Annotated in this window: 18 protein-coding genes and 1 tRNA gene; 12 read left to right on the forward strand and 7 right to left on the reverse strand. The window is 43.2% G+C overall.

Annotation, left to right across the window (positions count from 1 at the left end):
• Window positions 1-196: 196 nt before the first annotated feature.
• Complete coding sequence (purM, locus tag B1A85_RS03995; RefSeq protein WP_104545600.1) at window positions 197-1,225, reverse strand: phosphoribosylformylglycinamidine cyclo-ligase; 1,029 nt, start codon at window positions 1,223-1,225, stop codon at window positions 197-199.
• A 446-nt stretch (window positions 1,226-1,671) separates the two neighbouring features.
• Between purM and B1A85_RS04000 the strand changes: the two genes are divergently transcribed.
• The 6 genes from B1A85_RS04000 to B1A85_RS04025 all read left to right on the forward strand — a co-directional run bounded on the left by B1A85_RS04000 (window position 1,672) and on the right by B1A85_RS04025 (window position 9,033).
• Window positions 1,672-2,736 (forward strand): septal ring lytic transglycosylase RlpA family protein, encoded by a 1,065-nt coding sequence (locus B1A85_RS04000; protein WP_104546294.1) that lies wholly within the window; start codon window positions 1,672-1,674, stop codon window positions 2,734-2,736.
• A 158-nt stretch (window positions 2,737-2,894) separates the two neighbouring features.
• The gene (locus B1A85_RS04005; RefSeq protein ID WP_104546295.1) at window positions 2,895-4,475 is read left to right on the forward strand and encodes a bifunctional pantoate--beta-alanine ligase/(d)CMP kinase; all 1,581 of its coding nucleotides are present in this window, start codon (window positions 2,895-2,897) and stop codon (window positions 4,473-4,475) included.
• 278 nt (window positions 4,476-4,753) lie between these two features.
• A complete protein-coding gene (locus B1A85_RS04010) occupies window positions 4,754-5,368 on the forward strand; it encodes a superoxide dismutase (protein WP_104545601.1) in 615 nt (204 codons plus the stop codon).
• Between the two features lie 184 nt (window positions 5,369-5,552).
• Entirely contained in the window at window positions 5,553-5,759 is a 207-nt protein-coding gene (locus B1A85_RS04015) for a hypothetical protein (protein WP_104545602.1), read from the forward strand.
• A gap of 247 nt (window positions 5,760-6,006) precedes the next feature.
• Window positions 6,007-8,172 (forward strand): polyphosphate kinase 1, encoded by a 2,166-nt coding sequence (gene ppk1, locus B1A85_RS04020; RefSeq protein WP_104545603.1) that lies wholly within the window; start codon window positions 6,007-6,009, stop codon window positions 8,170-8,172.
• 459 nt (window positions 8,173-8,631) lie between these two features.
• A complete protein-coding gene (locus B1A85_RS04025; protein ID WP_104545604.1) occupies window positions 8,632-9,033 on the forward strand; it encodes a response regulator transcription factor in 402 nt (133 codons plus the stop codon).
• 110 nt (window positions 9,034-9,143) lie between these two features.
• On the opposite strand, the gene B1A85_RS04030 is transcribed toward B1A85_RS04025, so the two are convergent.
• Window positions 9,144-9,329: a hypothetical protein gene (locus B1A85_RS04030; protein ID WP_104545605.1), complete on the reverse strand. Its 186-nt coding sequence runs from the start codon at window positions 9,327-9,329 to the stop codon at window positions 9,144-9,146.
• Between the two features lie 110 nt (window positions 9,330-9,439).
• Here B1A85_RS04030 and B1A85_RS04035 point away from each other — a divergent pair, with 110 nt between their 5' ends.
• From B1A85_RS04035 to B1A85_RS04045, 3 genes are read left to right on the forward strand one after another with little or no spacing between them, the layout of a single operon-like run.
• On the forward strand, window positions 9,440-9,601 hold the full coding sequence (locus B1A85_RS04035; protein ID WP_210404160.1) for a hypothetical protein: 162 nt from the start codon (window positions 9,440-9,442) through the stop codon (window positions 9,599-9,601).
• 24 nt (window positions 9,602-9,625) lie between these two features.
• Window positions 9,626-9,898, forward strand: coding sequence for a hypothetical protein (locus B1A85_RS04040; RefSeq protein WP_210404161.1), 273 nt, complete (start codon window positions 9,626-9,628; stop codon window positions 9,896-9,898).
• 40 nt (window positions 9,899-9,938) lie between these two features.
• Window positions 9,939-10,532: a DUF2854 domain-containing protein gene (locus tag B1A85_RS04045; protein WP_104545606.1), complete on the forward strand. Its 594-nt coding sequence runs from the start codon at window positions 9,939-9,941 to the stop codon at window positions 10,530-10,532.
• A gap of 45 nt (window positions 10,533-10,577) precedes the next feature.
• Here the strand turns inward: B1A85_RS04045 and B1A85_RS04050 are convergent, their stop codons facing one another.
• Window positions 10,578-10,835, reverse strand: a complete 258-nt coding sequence (locus B1A85_RS04050) for a chlororespiratory reduction protein 7 (RefSeq protein ID WP_104545607.1) — start codon at window positions 10,833-10,835, stop codon at window positions 10,578-10,580.
• A gap of 204 nt (window positions 10,836-11,039) precedes the next feature.
• Here B1A85_RS04050 and B1A85_RS04055 point away from each other — a divergent pair, with 204 nt between their 5' ends.
• Window positions 11,040-12,023 (forward strand): YegS/Rv2252/BmrU family lipid kinase, encoded by a 984-nt coding sequence (locus B1A85_RS04055; protein ID WP_104545608.1) that lies wholly within the window; start codon window positions 11,040-11,042, stop codon window positions 12,021-12,023.
• Window positions 12,024-12,251: 228 nt separating this feature from the next.
• Here B1A85_RS04055 and B1A85_RS04060 read toward each other — a convergent pair.
• Window positions 12,252-12,323: transfer RNA gene (locus B1A85_RS04060), tRNA-Thr, on the reverse strand.
• A 35-nt stretch (window positions 12,324-12,358) separates the two neighbouring features.
• Between B1A85_RS04060 and B1A85_RS04065 the strand changes: the two genes are divergently transcribed.
• Complete coding sequence (locus tag B1A85_RS04065) at window positions 12,359-12,631, forward strand: DUF3493 domain-containing protein (protein ID WP_104545609.1); 273 nt, start codon at window positions 12,359-12,361, stop codon at window positions 12,629-12,631.
• 301 nt (window positions 12,632-12,932) lie between these two features.
• Here B1A85_RS04065 and B1A85_RS04070 read toward each other — a convergent pair whose 3' ends face one another.
• Window positions 12,933-14,711: a DUF1565 domain-containing protein gene (locus B1A85_RS04070; RefSeq protein WP_104545610.1), complete on the reverse strand. Its 1,779-nt coding sequence runs from the start codon at window positions 14,709-14,711 to the stop codon at window positions 12,933-12,935.
• Window positions 14,712-15,430: 719 nt separating this feature from the next.
• On the opposite strand from B1A85_RS04070, the gene B1A85_RS04075 reads away from it, so the two are divergent.
• A complete protein-coding gene (locus B1A85_RS04075; protein ID WP_104545611.1) occupies window positions 15,431-16,012 on the forward strand; it encodes an alpha/beta hydrolase in 582 nt (193 codons plus the stop codon).
• Between the two features lie 68 nt (window positions 16,013-16,080).
• Here B1A85_RS04075 and B1A85_RS04080 read toward each other — a convergent pair whose 3' ends face one another.
• Both B1A85_RS04080 and B1A85_RS04085 read right to left on the reverse strand, forming a co-directional pair.
• Window positions 16,081-16,284 (reverse strand): hypothetical protein, encoded by a 204-nt coding sequence (locus B1A85_RS04080; RefSeq protein ID WP_104545612.1) that lies wholly within the window; start codon window positions 16,282-16,284, stop codon window positions 16,081-16,083.
• Window positions 16,285-16,290: 6 nt separating this feature from the next.
• On the reverse strand, window positions 16,291-16,893 hold the full coding sequence (locus tag B1A85_RS04085) for a low-complexity tail membrane protein (protein ID WP_104545613.1): 603 nt from the start codon (window positions 16,891-16,893) through the stop codon (window positions 16,291-16,293).
• Between the last annotated feature and the right edge of the window lie 74 nt (window positions 16,894-16,967).

Raw genomic sequence — 16,967 nt, forward strand, 5'->3', positions numbered from 1 at the left:
AAATTTTGTTGTTTAATTCTCCTCGATTGATAGATTGTTTGTTAGTCTACGCACCTCTGGAAACTGTCTGTAAAGTTGCGACAGGAGTCACTAGGCTTATTTTTGGATTCGCGATAAGTTAATAGTAATTTCTTGAAACGACTGAAACCAACCGCGAAACTACCGACTATAAGAGACGCACAAGCTAGTAGAAGTCTTACACGGGCAATCCTTCTAACGTACCCGTACCCGGAATAACTTGACCGATCGCAGACGCAGCAATATCGTACGAGTTAAACCAGGCGATCGCTTGCTCAGTTTGTGCGGGTGGTACTAGCACAACAAATCCAATGCCCATATTAAAAGTATTAAACATAGCAGTGGAATTTACTGAGCCTGCTGCAGCTAACCATTCAAATACTGGTGGGACAACCCAGCTACCTAACTTAATTTGAATTGATTGATTTTTACCTAAGCAACGCGGGAGATTTTCTGGTAAACCACCACCCGTAATATGCGCCATTCCATGAATGTCTAATCCGGCTTTAAGCGCTGCGAGTACAGGTTTTACGTAAATTCGCGTAGGTGTCAAAAAAACCTCACCTAAAGTTTTACCTGCAAAAATTTGCGGGCGATCGCTCCAAGAATACCCGCACGTATCCACAATTTTGCGCACCAAACTCAAACCATTACTATGAATGCCATCGCTAGCCAAACCAAGGGCAATATCACCTACTTGCACGCGAGAACCGTTGAGCATTTGGCTTTTTTCCACGATCCCAACGCAGAACCCTGCTAGATCGTACTCGCCCACTTGATAGAAACCAGGCATTTCTGCGGTTTCTCCTCCTAGCAACGCACAACCTGCAATTTGACATCCACGGCTAATTCCGGTGACGACTTGCGTTAATTGATCTTGATTTAACTTCCCTGTAGCTACGTAATCGAGAAAAAATAATGGTTCCGCGCCTACAGTCAAAACATCATTGACGCACATTGCAACCAAATCAATACCTACAGTGTGATGAATGTTGAGTGTAAAAGCTAACTTCAGCTTTGTACCTACACCATCAGTACCAGAAACTAAAACAGGTTCTTTATATCCTCCTGGCAAGGCAAAACAGCCACTAAAGCCACCAAGTCCCCCCATTACTTCTGGACGATAGGTACTTTGCACGAGATTGCGGATTTGCTCAACAAAGGCTCTACCCGCCTCGACATCCACTCCTGCTTCGCGATAATCCATGCCAAGATACCTACAATTTTGCGATCGCTGTCGGATGTATTTTACTCTTCGCAGGGGCGAGGGGCAAAAGGTGAGCGGTGAGAAAATAGTTATGAAGTTAAATTAGTAAATTTTATGATTATAACAAATAGTAGTTACTATTTATTACATTTTCTTATGTATTAGATGCCTAAAAATGTAAAAAAATGTTAAGTTTTATTGCGAAAACGAATTGCTTATCAATCAAGCAAACGTACTGAGAGACAGGGTTTGTGTTGTACGACACGTTTCTCAGCTTTGCTTAAAAATCAGATTTTCTGTTGCATCACTGATCCCCAACCCAAAAAGTTCGTGGTAGTCTGTTGCAGTTGTGAGAACACGAAGTGAAAACATAACGAGTTTGAGTTGTTGGAGTCAAAATCTCCTTCTAACCAACTCAGATGAAAAGTGCAATTTACAACGAGCGCATGAATAAGAAACTTTTGTGGACTACTACTGTTGCCTTGCTTACCGCTGCTGTAGGCATACCGCTATCGAGCCATGCAGAATCAACATCGACAATCAAACCGTCAGCAGACAATCAATCGGCAACTCCCAACTCAACACCAACGACAACCAATGCTGTAAAAGTGGGTGAGTATCAGTCCTCAACAAGACAATCCGACTCAGTAGTGGCTCGGATTCAGCCGCACCAACTAGCAGGACGTCAAGCAGCAACACTCTACGTCAAAAATATTCCTGTTTTGACCTTTTTTGACAAAGAGATGGCGAATAGTGCTAAGACAAGTACGCCGACTAAAGTCGCAACGAACGCTACCCAAGGAAGTTTATCCAAAGCTGATATAGAATCCGAAGCTAACAGTGCCGTGCGGCGCGCCACAAAAGTCGCCGCAAAAATTAATCAATTACACTTAAACGGCGTAGACGCTAGCAAAATTACAGCAAGATGGAAGGCTGCTACGGAAGAATCGAGCAAAACCACAAAAGCATCTGCACAAGTCGAGGGCGATCGCTATGCGATTCTTCTCAACAACGAAGAACTTGTTGAAATTAACTCGCTGACACGCCTTCCCGATCAGACCAAGGATTTAGGTGAAGATGCTTTACAAGCAACAAATCGCCTGCGCAGATTACTTGGTAACGCACCTCCCTTGCAAGAAGTTGCTGGAAAACCTGCACCCAAGCCCGTTGCAGTTGCACCGCAAACAAACGCGCAAAAGCAAACAAAGCAAGCAAGCACAGTTCTTACTGGAATAGCGTCATGGTATGGTCCTGGCTTTCATGGTAATCGCAGTGCTAGCGGCGAAAGGTTCAACCAAAATGCCATGACAGCAGCGCATCGCAGTTTGCCTTTTGGAACAAAAGTGCGAGTCACCAACAAAAGAAACGGTCGCTCTGTCGTTGTCCGCATCAACGATCGCGGGCCATTTACTGGAGGTAGAATTATTGACTTATCCGCAGGCGCAGCGCGAGTTTTAGGATTACTTAACTCAGGTACCGCACCTGTGCAGCTAGAGATACTAGGTCGGTAATAGCAGGGGTCGGAGGTCAGGGATAGGGGTTCAGAGAACGCTGACCTTGAGAATAACTGATCGCATCTCTGACTTTTGACCCTTAATCTTTCATCTTCTCACACTGGAAATTAGCGATAAACTAGCGAGTGGGTGAAAGCAATACATGGGAGTTTTGGGTGCGCCTGTTAACAACAATTGCGGCGTTGCGTTGTTACTTGAATATTTGCCGTTTGGAAGATAACCGGTTGACGCCAGAGAAAGCAAGCGGTAGTGCTTCTTCATACCAATCAGTTGGTTTGGTTCCAACGATGGGAGCCTTGCACGCAGGTCATCTTAGTCTTATCGAACGCGCAAGACAAGAAAACGAGACAGTCATTGTCAGCATTTTTGTTAATCCATTACAGTTTGGCCCCAATGAAGATTATCAGAGTTATCCACGCACGCTCGATCGCGATCGCCAACTGTGCGAACAAGCAAAAGTAGACGTCTTATTTGCTCCTACTCCCAAGGAAATGGAAATTACTTCCACGCCGCTGACTCAGGTTGTACCTCCCGTAGAAATGACGTCCGTTTTATGCGGGCGATCGCGTCCTAATCACTTTCAAGGTGTTGCGACAATCGTCACGAAACTACTCAATGTTGTACAACCCGATCGCGCCTACTTTGGGCAAAAAGACGGTCAGCAACTCGCAATTATTCGTCGCTTAGTACAAGATTTAAATATTCCCGTTGAAATTATTGGCTGTCCAATTGTCCGCGAAGCATCTGGACTTGCCATGAGTTCGCGCAATCAGTATTTGACACCCGAACAAAGACAAGAAGCTGCGATTTTGTATCATGCATTACAGCAAGCCCAAAAAGCTTTTACTGCAGGAGAGCATTGTAGCGAAGCATTAATTGAAACTGTAAAAAAAGAAGTCGCCACTGCGAGTGCTGTTACCCTGGAATATGTTGAATTAGTGCATCCCATAACATTGATGCCGTTGGAGAAAGTAGAGGAATCAGCAATGCTAGCGATCGCCGCGCGAGTTGGTACAGCACGGTTAATTGATAATGTCATTCTGCAAAATCGCCAACCAATCATCGCGATTGATGGTCCAGCTGGGGCGGGAAAATCTACCGTTGCGCGCCAAGTAGCTGCAAATTTAGGGTTACTGTATCTCGATACTGGTGCGATGTACCGTGCCTTAACTTGGTTAGTCTTGCAGTTAGGAATTCCGTTTGAAGATCAGTGCGCGATCGCCGAGTTAGCTAGTCAAAGTGAAATTCAGTTAGTTCCTGAAGTCGATCCTGAAGCTCCACAGCGAGTTTGGATTAACGATCGAGAAGTCACGCAAGCAATTCGCAGCATCGAAGTGACATCTCAAGTATCTGCGATCGCCGCTCAACCGGCTGTACGCAAAGCATTAGTGCAAAAACAACAAAGCTTTGGCAAAAAAGGTGGTTTGGTTGCGGAAGGGCGTGACGTTGGAACTCAAGTTTTTCCTGATGCGGAACTCAAAATTTTTCTCACGGCTTCGGTACAAGAACGAGCTCGACGCCGACAACAAGACTTTGAGGAACAAGGTCAACCACACATCAGCTTGGCACAACTAGAGAAAGACATTGCAGAACGCGATCGCAAAGACAGTACTCGTAAAATTGCGCCACTACAAAAAGCGACTGATGCGATTGAAATACAAACTGATGGTAAAGATGTTGCCGAAGTGACTGCTGAAATTATCAACTACTACAATCAACGGTTGTCACGCCGGTAAGTTTAATCGCGCGATCGATTTCTTATGCTTTGTTCAACATTGTTTACCTAATTTAGTCAAAGTGTAAGCGATCGCTTTTTGTTCTCTTCAATATCACTCAATTGTAGTATCAGAATATGAGCAAAATTCAGCCTATTTAATCTTTTTTTAACTTAGTCAAACATTAATTTTTATTTCGCTTCATTTTTCAAATTCAGACTAGTGAATACTACGTATAGGTGCCTAAACTTCTACAATAGATACTTTGTTGGCAAGCACTTATGTGAGGATTTCACACAATGGCATTTGAACTTTCACCTCTACCTTATAATTACGATGCCCTAGAGCCGTACATCGACACCCAAACGATGCAGTTGCATCATGATATGCACCATCAGACTTACGTCAACAACCTCAATGCTGCAATAGAAAAACACGCAGAACTACAAAGCAAAAGTCTCGAAGATTTAATACGCGAACTTGATAGTATTCCAGATGACGTGCGGACTGCTGTACGCAATAACGGTGGCGGTCACATTAACCATACAATGTTCTGGGAAATCATGGGACCGAATGCAGGTGGCGAGCCGACTGGCGCAGTTGGCGAAGCAATTCGAGACACCTTTGGTGATTTTGAAACCTTCAAGCAACGGTTCAATGATGCTGGAACCAAGCAATTTGGTAGCGGTTGGGTATGGCTTGTGCGCAGCCCTGACGGTAAGCTAGAAGTCATAAGTACTCCCAACCAAGACAGCCCCATTACCCAAGGATACTTCCCGATTATGGGTAATGATGTCTGGGAACACGCTTACTATCTCAAGTACCAAAACCGCCGTGCTGAATATCTTAAACAATGGTGGAACGTCGTTAATTGGGATGAAATCAATAAGCGCTTTGAGATGTCAACTCGCTAATTCATTGATGTCATTAGCCTGAATCAAGACAGTCACGACTGCATCGTGGCTGTTTTTTTGTAGTTCAAGCAACAGGGGCAAGGCACTGCTTTACTTGCAGAGGTTAAAGTTAAATTTCTAGGGAAGTGCCCTAAAATTTTAAATTCACAATACTATTAAGACTAACCCTGACTAGTGTTGCTTTATGGATAGTAAAGACTTAGCGCAATACTTGGAAGCTACAAATAGTATTTTCAAACCTTGGCTGTTAGTACAGCTACGCTTAAAAAAACTTCAAGAACGTCGTGCTACAATCTCACCGGAAGAATATGCGCAAGAATTGACAGACATTCACCAAGATTTGATGAACTTGGGAGAATGGTGGCAGGGAATTGAAGATGAAGTATTCTAGCAAAATACAAAAAGCTATAAGCTAATGCTTGATAGTTGAGAGCGACAAGTTTTTACTAAGTAAGTAGATAAAAACACGTAATTAGTTTGTTTGTTGCTAATTCCTAACTACTTTCGTATTTCTGATTTAGTGACTTTGGCGTAGAGAATTTTAAATTATATCTACGGACTTAATCAAAATATAAAATTTAACATCCAAAATGGTATTAAATCCCTACTAAAGTTTGCCTGGCAGTTACTCAACTCCTATGCCCAGAACTAAAAAAACCGCAACTGAAATTAATCTTAAAGATCCTCAATACTATTTTAATCGCGAGCTAAGCTGGTTAGAGTTCAATCGTCGAGTATTACACGAAGCCTGCGATCCGCGTACGCCGTTATTAGAGCGACTCAAGTTTTTGGCAATTTTTAGTTCCAACTTAGATGAATTTTTCATGGTACGCGTTGCTGCTTTAAAGGAACAAGTTGCAGCAAAAGTAACGCAATTAACCCCCGATGGTCGAACACCGCAAGAACAACTCGACGCAATTAGTCAACGATTACGTCCCCTGGTAACTCAACAACACCAGCACTTTGAGCAAGTCATTCGCCCTGCGTTAGCCCAAGCAGGGATTTATATTCTCGATTACATTGATTTAAATCAGGAACAGCGGACTTATCTACAAGACTACTTTGAAGAGCAAATTTTTCCTGTTCTTACCCCACTCGCAATTGATCCTAGCCATCCATTTCCGTTTATTTCCAACCTCAGCTTGAATCTAGCCGTCGTCGTCAAAAATCCAGATACCGACGCCGAGTTCTTTGCCAGAGTCAAAGTTCCTAAGGCCTTACCTCGCTTTTTGGCACTACCCCCAGAATTAGGAGTACAGGCAAATGAGCAGCCGGTGCATTGGACGGGAGTTCTTTTAGAACAGGTGCTAGCACATAATCTAGAGTCGCTATTTCCTGGAATGAATATTCAGGAATATTACCTATTTCGCATTACCCGCGATTCTGATTTGGAGCTAGAAGAAGATGAAGCGGATGACTTGCTACAAGCAATTGAGCAAGAATTGCGTAAGCGCCGTGTTGGTGGTTCTACAGTTAGGCTAGAAATTGAGTCGCATATTCCAGAATCCGTTAGGTTAAAGCTACTACAAGAGTTAGATTTAGAAGAAACGGATGTATATGAAATTCAAGGGCTACTAGGCTTAGGGGATCTCATGTCTTTTCTGGCATTACCCTTACCTGAACTTAAAGATCCGCCCTGGAAAGCGGTTGTGCCGCCTCGCGTGCAAGGAATCAGTGTTCCTATTGGTCCAGAAATTCAGGAGTCTGAGGAAGGTAAAGATTTTTTCTCAGTAATTAAAGAAGGAGATTTATTAGTCCACCATCCGTACGAATCTTTTTCTGCAACTGTCCTGCGGTTTATCATGCAAGCCGCCTACGACCCAGATGTATTAGCGATTAAAATGACGCTTTATCGTACCTCTGGAGATTCACCTATTGTTAATGCACTGATTGCTGCTGCTGAAAACGGCAAGCAAGTTGCGGTTTTAGTTGAACTCAAAGCCCGTTTCGATGAGGAAAACAATATTTATTGGGCGCGACGCTTGGAACGCGTAGGGGTACATGTTGTTTACGGCGTTACAGGCTTAAAGACGCACTCGAAGATTGTTATGGTGGTGCGCCGCGAAGGCGATCGCATCCATCGCTACGTCCATATCGGCACAGGTAACTATAACCCCAAAACGGCACGTCTCTACACCGATTTAGGACTGTTTAGTTGTCGCGAAGAACTAGGGGCAGACTTAACCGATTTATTTAACTACCTAACGGGATACTCGCGTCAAAAGTCTTATCGTCAGTTGTTGGTTGCACCTGTGAACATGCGCGATCGCTTTCTTGCTTTGATCCGGCGTGAAATTGAACATTGTCACAACGGCGCAACTGGTCGCATCGTTGCTAAAATGAACTCCTTAGTAGACCCACAAATCATTGCAACACTTTATGAAGCATCGCGCGCAGGGGTACAAATCGATTTAATCGTGCGTGGTATCTGCTGCTTATGTCCTGGACTCCAAGATATTAGTGAAAATATCCGCGTCATTAGTATTGTAGGACGTTTTTTAGAGCACTCGCGTATCTTTTACTTTTACAACAATGGTCAAGAAGAAACTTTTATTGGCAGTGCTGACTGGATGCCACGCAATCTAGATCGTCGCGTAGAAGCGATTACCCCAGTAGCCGATCCAAAAATTGCCAAAGATCTTCAAGAGATCTTAGGGATTATGCTGGCAGATAATCGCCAAGCTTGGGACTTGCAACCGGATGGCAGTTATATTCAAAGACAACCAACCGAAGATAGTCCAGAAGCAAGCTCGCAAAAAATCTTAATGCAGATGGCGCTTGATGCAGGACTAGCAAAAGAATAGAACGCTTGCACGAGTATTGACTAGCCACTTCCGTCCATGCCAGTTGCTACAACAGGAAAAACCCCACATTTGGCACTCCTCAATTTTGCTGGCAAAAACCAAGCTATTTAAAGCCTTCTAAACTTGGGGAGCTAGTGCACCCTTGAGGTGTTTGCCATTGTAGCAACTGGTATGGATTAGGCGGTAAGTTCTCCTTCATCAAGTCTGAAACTTCTGTAGAACTATGTCATTTCGGTTAGTCAATAGTCACTAGCCGCCATTTTTATCGTTACCAATTAACCGGACTCAATATTAGATCTTTCTTTAACAAACTCTACCTTAATAAACTTTCCTAATTAATAGCTGTAATATTTGTAATAGCGACTGTAAGACGATTCACCCAGCAGATAGAGTGAAGTAGGGTTAACTATGTCATAAACTAAACTAAACATTTAACAAATCGCTACTCGTTATCATTGGATGTTACCCTTGTCTTGCCAGTCTAGTACCTTACGCGTTTTAGTAGCTGATGACCACGAGCTAACCCGCTTTAGCCTTAAGTTAGCATTAGCTAATCAGGAAAATATTGAGTTAGTTGGTTTAGCAAGCAATGGCTTAGAAGCAGTGGAAATGGTACAACGCCATCACCCTGATGTAATTATTCTCGACCTGCAAATGCCAGTTATGGATGGCTTAAGCGCATCTAATCAAATTAAACATATTGCACCAAGTACTCAAATTATTGCTTACTCCTCCTTAGAGGAACCAAAGCTACGCGAGAACAACCAACTTAACAATATGGACGCTTTTTGCCGAAAAGATACATCTACTCCAGAATTAATTGCTTTAGTCCGCGAGATCGGCGCGCGCAATATGAAATAGCAAAAAGTACGTCTAGCAGCTAAGGGAAACACGAGTGAACTAATTGAGCGCCAAAGAATGTAGTTAAGTCTGATTTTGGCGCTTTTTGGCATTAATACTAACTTGTTGACTTAAAAAGACTGCGCTTCATTGGGAAAAGTGCGACGATACTCATCAATCAAGTCATCCATTTCTTCTAACGCTTGATTAACATCCGTTCTTAAAATTCCTAAGTTGGGTTGTTCTAATAATCGTAGGAGAGTTTCACGTTTACTCACAACTTTAGCAACTCGTTCGCGTAATGTTTCTGGGTTCATATTGAGATTTTACTTGCTGACTCTGCCCCTATTGTAGTCAAAGCGATCGCATCCCAGCCTATTCTACAAATCCTATCTATTGTAATCGGACATAGCTAATTTGTGAGTTCATGGCGACGAATTCCCCAGAGCCTACCTTACAGCTTGATGGTTGGACAATGCGATCGCTGCAATCTTCTGACATAGACGCACTTGCCGCAATTTGGGCTGATCCTGAAGTCACGCGCTTTCTTCCCAGCCAAGGAGTACCAATTCCGAGAGTTAGAAAATGACGGCTTTACTTTAGAATTGCTACCATGCTGAAGCCGAAAGGCATCTTTTACTTGCGAGATACCATTTTCTCATTTCCACCTGCCGAATATGAAGCATCGATTAATGAATGGATTCAACGAGTTGCTACTGAGGGTGAATGGTGGATAGCCAAAGATTTTGAGATGCACGTGCGCGAGGAACATAGCACGTATGCATGGATTATCGAGGAAATGTTGACAAAAGCAGGGTTTGAGATAGTGGAAGCAAGTTACAATACACCAACCTATGCTGAGTATCTATGCTTCAAAAGCAGTTGATAATAAAGCTTAGAGTTATTGCCATTACCTGCAAAGCATTATGTTACGTCAAACATCTTTAGGAACACTAGGGTTAGTTCTCGGTGGGATATTAACTGTTGTTGGATTTACTGCCTATTTCAATGGCAACCCGACGCTAAATTTAGTGGGATTTTTCTACGGAATTCCTTTATTTCTCGGAGGCTTAGCGCTGAAAGCAGCAGAACTCGTACCAGTGCCCTTTAGCCAACCAACAACTTCAGAGGTACTCGCGCTGCGTAAAACCCAAGCAACAGCAACCCAAAACCAAATTCGTCAAGATGTGACGCGCTATCGTTACGGTCAAGAGGCACACTTGGATACAGCGCTTTCGTTTCTAGGTTTGAGTCCTACAGACGAAGAAAGACCAGTAATTACAGGTTTGCGCGAAACTGAAATTGCAGGTGCTTATGCTTTAATTTTAGAATTTGACTCGCCACTGATTCCTTTACAAGTTTGGCAAGATAAACAGCAAAAAATGGAAAGTTTTTTTGGTCCTGGAATTCGCGTAGAAATTACCCAACCAGAAGCAGAAAAAATTGAACTAGCTTTAATTTCGACTCAAACCGCAAATAGTACAAACGTTCCAGCAGACTCAGAAGTTAAAGCGAGTTGAAACAAAGTGAGTGCTTAATGTCTTCGCAGTGGTAAGTACCGTTAACTACTTTTCTAGGCGTACCGCATACCACTGTAAATATTCTCCTGGACCTAAATCGAATTCACAACTTGTATCGATTAAATACTGAGCTTGTGCTTGAATTGATGTAAAGCGCTGTAACTCGCGTGGTAAATTTTCCTGGCGTTGAGTGAGAATTGCTTGCAGCTTTTCTAGGAGTTCAGCTGCTGTTAAAAACTGTTCAGGTTGGTTGGGTTCCAGCACAACAAAAGTGTCTTGCTGGTACATCATAGGGTCTGGCATTTTTATGTTTGTGTAACTTTAGGTAGTGTCAGCTTTGAAAAAGGAAGTGTTATATTCTTGCTAAAATCGAAAGCTTTCTAGATTGTAAACTGTCTTTTACTTTGGTAGCGTTGTTGCGCTTCATCAAGGAATGGCGATGGCAAAGTCAAGCAATTTGGTGGTCTAGAAAGCGCACTGAATATCATACTTGAAAACTAGATTTATATGAGCCGAACTGATGCTTGTTTGATCTTTAATCCGGTTGCAGGTCAAAGCGATCCTGAGCAAGATTTAGCTCAAATTCGCGAAATTTTAGAAGCGGAAATTAATCTAGATATTCGGTTTACCACCGAGGAAAAAGGTGCAGACGAGATAGCTAAAGAGGCGATCGCCCAAGGGGCAACGAAAATTATTGCTTCTGGCGGTGATGGAACATTGTCTACAGCGGCTGCGGCATTAGTCGGTACAGGTATTCCTCTTGGTATTATTTCTCGCGGTACAGCCAACGCTTTTGCAGCAGCTTTAGAGCTACCCAACACAATTGAAGCAGCTTGTCAAACAATTTTAGGCGGTGCGACACGTGTTGTTGATGCGGCACGGTGTAATAATTTACCAATGGTTTTATTAGCAGGAGTCGGTTTTGAAGCTGAAACTGTCAAACGCGCCGATCGCGAAGCTAAAAATCGTTTTGGGATGTTGGCGTATGTTATGGCAGGACTTCAGGAATTGCGCGAAATGGAAAGTTTTGAAGCCGAAATAGAAACAGAGGATAAAATCATCACGGTGAGTGCAGTGGCGGTAACAGTTGCTAATGCTGCTCCCCCAACTTCAATTTTGGCACAAGGACCTGCCGGAGTCGTATTTGACGACGGGCTACTCGATGTGACAGTGATTGCGCCCGTATCGCGTGCCGGTGCGATCGCAGCTTCATATCACTTACTCCAAACTGCCTTGAACGAAAATGCTACGCAGCGTGAGGATATTGGTTATCTCCGCGCCAAACGCGTTATTGTCCGTACAAATCCACCCCAAAGAGTCGTCTTAGACGGCGAACTAATTGGTGAGACTCCGATTGATGTCGAGTGCGTACCAGGAGGATTAACCATTTTTGTTCCTCAGGAAGCCGCCCCAGATACTTTTATGGAAAAACTTGAGGGACTACCCAACTTAAAAGTCGAGTCTAAACCTACCTCTGGATTTGAGGAGTAAGCTGCATCTGATGGATTCTAACCAACACGAGTGAGAACCTGCCACAATTGCAGTTCAGAACTTAATTCAAGCCTTGTGAGTGGATTGCATTAGGATCGACAAAGCTTTGATGAATCAGAAGATTACTGATGAATCTATCAACTTTGCAAATTATCCCTAGCGAAGTGCTACAAGATTTTGCAATTTAACGATTTTCTACTCCGCCTAAAATTAAGCATTGTTGCATAAAGCCGATGGCGAGATTTGAACTCGCGACCGATCGATTACGAATCGATTGCTCTACCACTGAGCTACATCGGCATGGCAATATATGATTGTAGCAGCTTTCTTTTCCCATGGTAAAACCAACTTCTAAAAATCGCAGTCATAAACGCTTTACACCTGAGCAATACGCGCGTTTAAAAGCCGAGGCTGCGGCTCCTTACCGAGGCTTACGCAAATTTGTTTATATTAGTTTTGCTGCCTCTGGTTTGATTGGAGCATTAATTTTTCTTACCCAGCTAGCAGCTGGACGTGATGTAGAGACAGCTTTACCTAATTTTGCGCTGCAACTTGGCGTGATTGCTTTGATGATTTTTCTATTTCGCTGGGATCGCGAATCGCGTTAAGAGGCGTTCTATCTTAGCGCAATAACTCTTGTAAGTGTTAATCTTTAATAAAAGTTTAAACATCTTTAATCAAAAACACACAATGGTATAAAAAATAAAGAAATCATTATGAAACGCAAGATACCTTATTCTTTCTGGCATCATAGATACAGGTTCAAACGGGGTCAGCCAATTTAAAGACCCTGAATATAAAAGCAAATAAACAAGTAGGGTCACCTAATATAAAGACCCTAATACACATAAAAAGCAAATCTTTGTAGCGCCAGAACTATAACAACAGCCTGGCGCTTTTAAATTGAGGTTAAGGAACTCTGACTAGATAAGGTGATGCGATCGCTTGTGCGCGTCCAGAATTGACGAGGGCTTGATAAACAAATGCCGCGACTTCAGCACGCGTCGCAGGGCGATTAGGATTTAATTGATTTGGCGTTGGGTAGTTGACAACAAGTTGCCTTTGAGTTGCAGCCGCAACCGCATCGGTAGCATAACTGGGAATTTGGGAAGCATCAGCATAAGTGGAAAGTACGTTGGGATTATCAGCACGCAAATTCAAGCCATTTGCTAAAGAAACTAATACTTGAACTCGAGGAATTTGTTGCTGTGGTTGAAACGCACCGCCAGGATAACCCGCGACAAAGCCTCCTCGGTAAGCAGTTTGAATTGCTTGATATCCCCAGAAATTACGGCTGACGTCGTTAAAATCTTGTGCCTCGCGTTGCGGTGTAGGAGTAAACGCTTTACTAACAATCGCCGCAAATTGCGCGCGCGTCACTGGTTCGTTAGGCTTAAATGTACCATCAGGAAATCCAGCAATAATCTCGCGCGATGCCAAAGCAGCAATGTATGGTTGCGCCCATAATCCTTGAACGTCACTGAAAGCAAATTGGGGTGCTACAAGATTGACTTTACCTGAGGTGCGCTTAGCATCAATCGTATTACCTACAGCAAGTAAAGCATTGCCACGAGTTGCGTTGTAAACGTCATAGCGCTCGTTATTACGGATAATATTATTTCCTGCACTTTCTGCTGTACCGAGATCCGGTTGGGCATTAATGGTGGCAACGACTCCATCGCGCTTGTTGTTTTCGATCGCGTTACCACGTAAAATAGGACGCGCTGATTCAGAAATATAAATACCATCTTGGTTTTCTTTAATTTGGTTGTCTGCGACGAGCGGTGAGGAAGCACCACCAATTGCCAACCCAAAGCCGGTATCTTGAAACGTATTATTGCGAATTTCACCTTGTGCAGAACGGGCTACCGAAATACCGTTACCACCGTTTTTGCTAAAGACATTACCCTCAATTTTGGGATTAGCATTACCAGTTACAAAAATACCGTCGCGGTTACTATTGATAAAAGTATTATTCGTCACAGTAGGATTTGCAGATTCAATCCACAGCGCGGTTCCCCGCGTGTTTGGGTTGGTAATCGTGACACCACTGATTGCGCTATTGTTTTCAGCGCGTACTGTAACATTTTGCCGTGCAAATGTGGGACTGACGTATTGCCCACCACCTGTAATGACAATTGATTGTCCTTTGCTAGCTTCATCGCCGCGTAGCGTCACACCTTGTTTAATTGTGAGTGGAAAAACTTCTCCTGTCTCGCTGCTATAAGTACCAGGTGCCAACTGAATTGCTGTACCTGGCTGTGCTTGGTTTAGTGCGTAGGTAATAGTTCTGTATGGGGTAGCTGCTGTAGTTCCAGCACCAGCACTATCAGTTCCAGTTTGAGGATTTACGTAAATAACTGTTGTCGTCGCAGGAACTTGATTGGTACTTGGAGTCGTCGGAGTAGTTTGAGTTGGAGATAATGTTGGTGAAGGTGAAGGTAGGGAAGTTGGAGTCGGGCTAGGTGTGGGGCTTGTGGTTGGTGTAGGAATAGGAGCGTTGGTTGTGGGAACAACAAATTGGGCTAGCTTTTTAGAAGAGGCGATCGCACTATTACCTAAAATTGCACCCGTAGCAACCAAAAATAAAGCACTCAATCCCGCACCCAAGGGCAGATGTAGCGCGCGACTAGTAGAAATAACTCTAGAAATATTTGATTGGCGATCGTGTGAATCGTGGTTTGTCATATTGTCTGCATCTCGTGTCTTGAATTAACGTAAGGCGGCGTACAAGCGCAAAATTTCTCCGAAGATTTCATTGACGAAGAACACAAACATATGCTTGCGTCTCGTCACAGCTTCCTCTAAGCGCTGATTCTTTACATTGCCTCATTTTGTCCAGCATGGCTAACCACATCAGTTTATGAGTATTTGACCAAATACGCTATTAACTGAAAAGTTGTAAAACCCATGCAAAACTATAGCGGAAGACAAATACATTTGTAGTCAAGTTCCCTAAGTTTTTTGTCAAAAAATGTGACTGATGCAGAAAGGTCAAGTCACGACAGCAATAGCCTCAGCAGCTTAGAATAAAATATTTCTTCTAAGAAGAATATCAACTGATGGTTAAGTTTTACTTATAGCGAGTAATACCATTTTTCTAAAAAAGAACGACAATTAAGCCTCTCTGCGGTCTATGTGTAGAAACTTTAAAGCGAAATAGTATAACCGAGGCATAGGACTAGTAGAGATCTGTTCCCCAACCTTTGCTATGTTTCAAGTCAAGTGACTTATGGTTTTAGTCAATAGAGTTAGGACATTCTCGAAGTTCGTAGTGATAACTCTAACCTCTAACTCCTGCTATATCTCTAAGGGCAGAAATTACCTCTAACGCTGCAAATAGCGCAACTTAACGAATTGATGACTCGTCAGATGTCTTAAAGGAACGATTTAAAATCACACAAGAAATGCGTTTAAGATTTTTACATCTTGCTGCTGCATTAGTAGCAAGTACGGGTGTCTTTTTCAGTAGTAACGGTGTTTTCGAAATGCCTGCAGCTAACGCGGCTGAACGCGTAGTTTTAAGATATCGAATTTTTCGTCAATCGCTTTCAGTTGCTGAACTTGCTCAATTTGCGGAAACGGGAGAACTCTCGCGCTCGCTACGTTCTAATCTTGCCAGAGCAGGACAAGACCCGGTCACGGTACGCCGTTATTTAACTGAACCTGTCAGGGTTAACCCTGTTTTCTTGGACCGGGTGCTCAATAGCCCTGTTGGTAATGCTTTACTTGATGAAATCAGTCAAGTCATTCATACGCCTTCACGCCGCGCAGATAGACAAGCATTACGTGCCGCTTTGGTGCTGTCCGCGCGTGATGGACAAGTTTCACTGATTGAAGTGTTGCAAAACTATCCCACACGCGAAGTTCAAGTAGATGGCGATCGCTTAGAAGTTGCTTATCGTCAGTTACGTCGCTTAAGTGGAAACATTCAAGATATCCTCAATCGTGGAGCACGCCTTCGAGACTTATTAAATCAAATCAGCTAATCTCGTTTGTCTTTCAGCACATCTCACTAAGCAGCAAGGGAATCATGCTTTTCACTCCCTTGTCTGCTTCAATAAGCCAGTGTTTCTAACGTTTCACGCAAATAGAGTTTTACCTGATGGTCTAAATTGAGATCTTGGATTTGGGTATCTTGTGCCGATCGCTCAAGTTGCCAACGATGAAATCCAGAAGTATTAGCGATCGCTTGTTTGAGATGATCCCAAATTTGAGGTCGATCCGATTGATACTGACGAGACGCAGGGATAATAGCCATATTTCCTCAGTTTTCTGTGTGAGTGTCTACTAACTTTGGTAACAGTTGATTCACCTGCAAACCTAAAATTGTAAAATCTGGTGCTATCTTTTCTTGAGGATAAGGTTTTATTACGGCAAATTCTGCATCACTGGTAACAAGCACTCGCATCACACTTACGGGAATTTGAAAAAATAAATTCGCGAAGGCAAAGCTACAGCCAGCCAACAACAATCCTACAATCCGCCATTCGCGCGGCAATAAACTCAAGGCTACCATGGGTGCAGTTTGGTACAGCTGCCACAGTACTGTAACTAATAATACCGCAGTTAAGATAGCTAATACTTTACTAGCACGGGTATTGATTAAACTTAAAATTTGCCGTTGTTGTATCGTTAATTTTTCTTGTTTAAGTGCGATCGCCAAAACAGCAAAAATGTAAAACGGACGTTGTACCTGCATCCAGACAACTGGTACAACTCCGATTGCTGCGACGAGTGACACCTCCAACCAGACAGGGAAGACAGGATCTCCTACCGCCAATCCTAATAAGCACGCGTCTAAGCAGAGTGGAACAGCGGCTAACCCTGAAAGGTGAATCCACAAAATGGGTTCTGACCGAAACGACATAAAGTTGGTAGTACCATTATCAAGAATGGAGAAAAGGGCTAAAGATAAAATGAATTAAGAGTGTCTTTAGCCCT

This window comes from Chroococcidiopsis sp. TS-821, assembly GCF_002939305.1.
GTDB lineage: Bacteria > Cyanobacteriota > Cyanobacteriia > Cyanobacteriales > Chroococcidiopsidaceae > Chroogloeocystis.

Bases quoted from the DNA above. Each gene is read 5' to 3' on its own strand.
- B1A85_RS04045 (WP_104545606.1), top strand. From the start codon at position 9,939: ATGTTACGTCAAACATCTTTAGGAACACTAGGGTTAGTTCTCGGTGGG.
- B1A85_RS04000 (WP_104546294.1), top strand. From the start codon at position 1,672: ATGAATAAGAAACTTTTGTGGACTACTACTGTTGCCTTGCTTACCGCT.
- B1A85_RS04025 (WP_104545604.1), top strand. From the start codon at position 8,632: ATGTTACCCTTGTCTTGCCAGTCTAGTACCTTACGCGTTTTAGTAGCT.
- purM (WP_104545600.1), bottom strand. From the start codon at position 1,225: ATGGATTATCGCGAAGCAGGAGTGGATGTCGAGGCGGGTAGAGCCTTT.
- B1A85_RS04030 (WP_104545605.1), bottom strand. From the start codon at position 9,329: ATGAACCCAGAAACATTACGCGAACGAGTTGCTAAAGTTGTGAGTAAA.
- B1A85_RS04055 (WP_104545608.1), top strand. From the start codon at position 11,040: ATGAGCCGAACTGATGCTTGTTTGATCTTTAATCCGGTTGCAGGTCAA.
- B1A85_RS04040 (WP_210404161.1), top strand. From the start codon at position 9,626: ATGCTGAAGCCGAAAGGCATCTTTTACTTGCGAGATACCATTTTCTCA.
- B1A85_RS04065 (WP_104545609.1), top strand. From the start codon at position 12,359: ATGGTAAAACCAACTTCTAAAAATCGCAGTCATAAACGCTTTACACCT.
- B1A85_RS04070 (WP_104545610.1), bottom strand. From the start codon at position 14,711: ATGACAAACCACGATTCACACGATCGCCAATCAAATATTTCTAGAGTT.
- B1A85_RS04085 (WP_104545613.1), bottom strand. From the start codon at position 16,893: ATGTCGTTTCGGTCAGAACCCATTTTGTGGATTCACCTTTCAGGGTTA.
- B1A85_RS04035 (WP_210404160.1), top strand. From the start codon at position 9,440: ATGGCGACGAATTCCCCAGAGCCTACCTTACAGCTTGATGGTTGGACA.
- B1A85_RS04010 (WP_104545601.1), top strand. From the start codon at position 4,754: ATGGCATTTGAACTTTCACCTCTACCTTATAATTACGATGCCCTAGAG.
- ppk1 (WP_104545603.1), top strand. From the start codon at position 6,007: ATGCCCAGAACTAAAAAAACCGCAACTGAAATTAATCTTAAAGATCCT.
- B1A85_RS04015 (WP_104545602.1), top strand. From the start codon at position 5,553: ATGGATAGTAAAGACTTAGCGCAATACTTGGAAGCTACAAATAGTATT.
- B1A85_RS04050 (WP_104545607.1), bottom strand. From the start codon at position 10,835: ATGCCAGACCCTATGATGTACCAGCAAGACACTTTTGTTGTGCTGGAA.
- B1A85_RS04080 (WP_104545612.1), bottom strand. From the start codon at position 16,284: ATGGCTATTATCCCTGCGTCTCGTCAGTATCAATCGGATCGACCTCAA.
- B1A85_RS04075 (WP_104545611.1), top strand. From the start codon at position 15,431: ATGCGTTTAAGATTTTTACATCTTGCTGCTGCATTAGTAGCAAGTACG.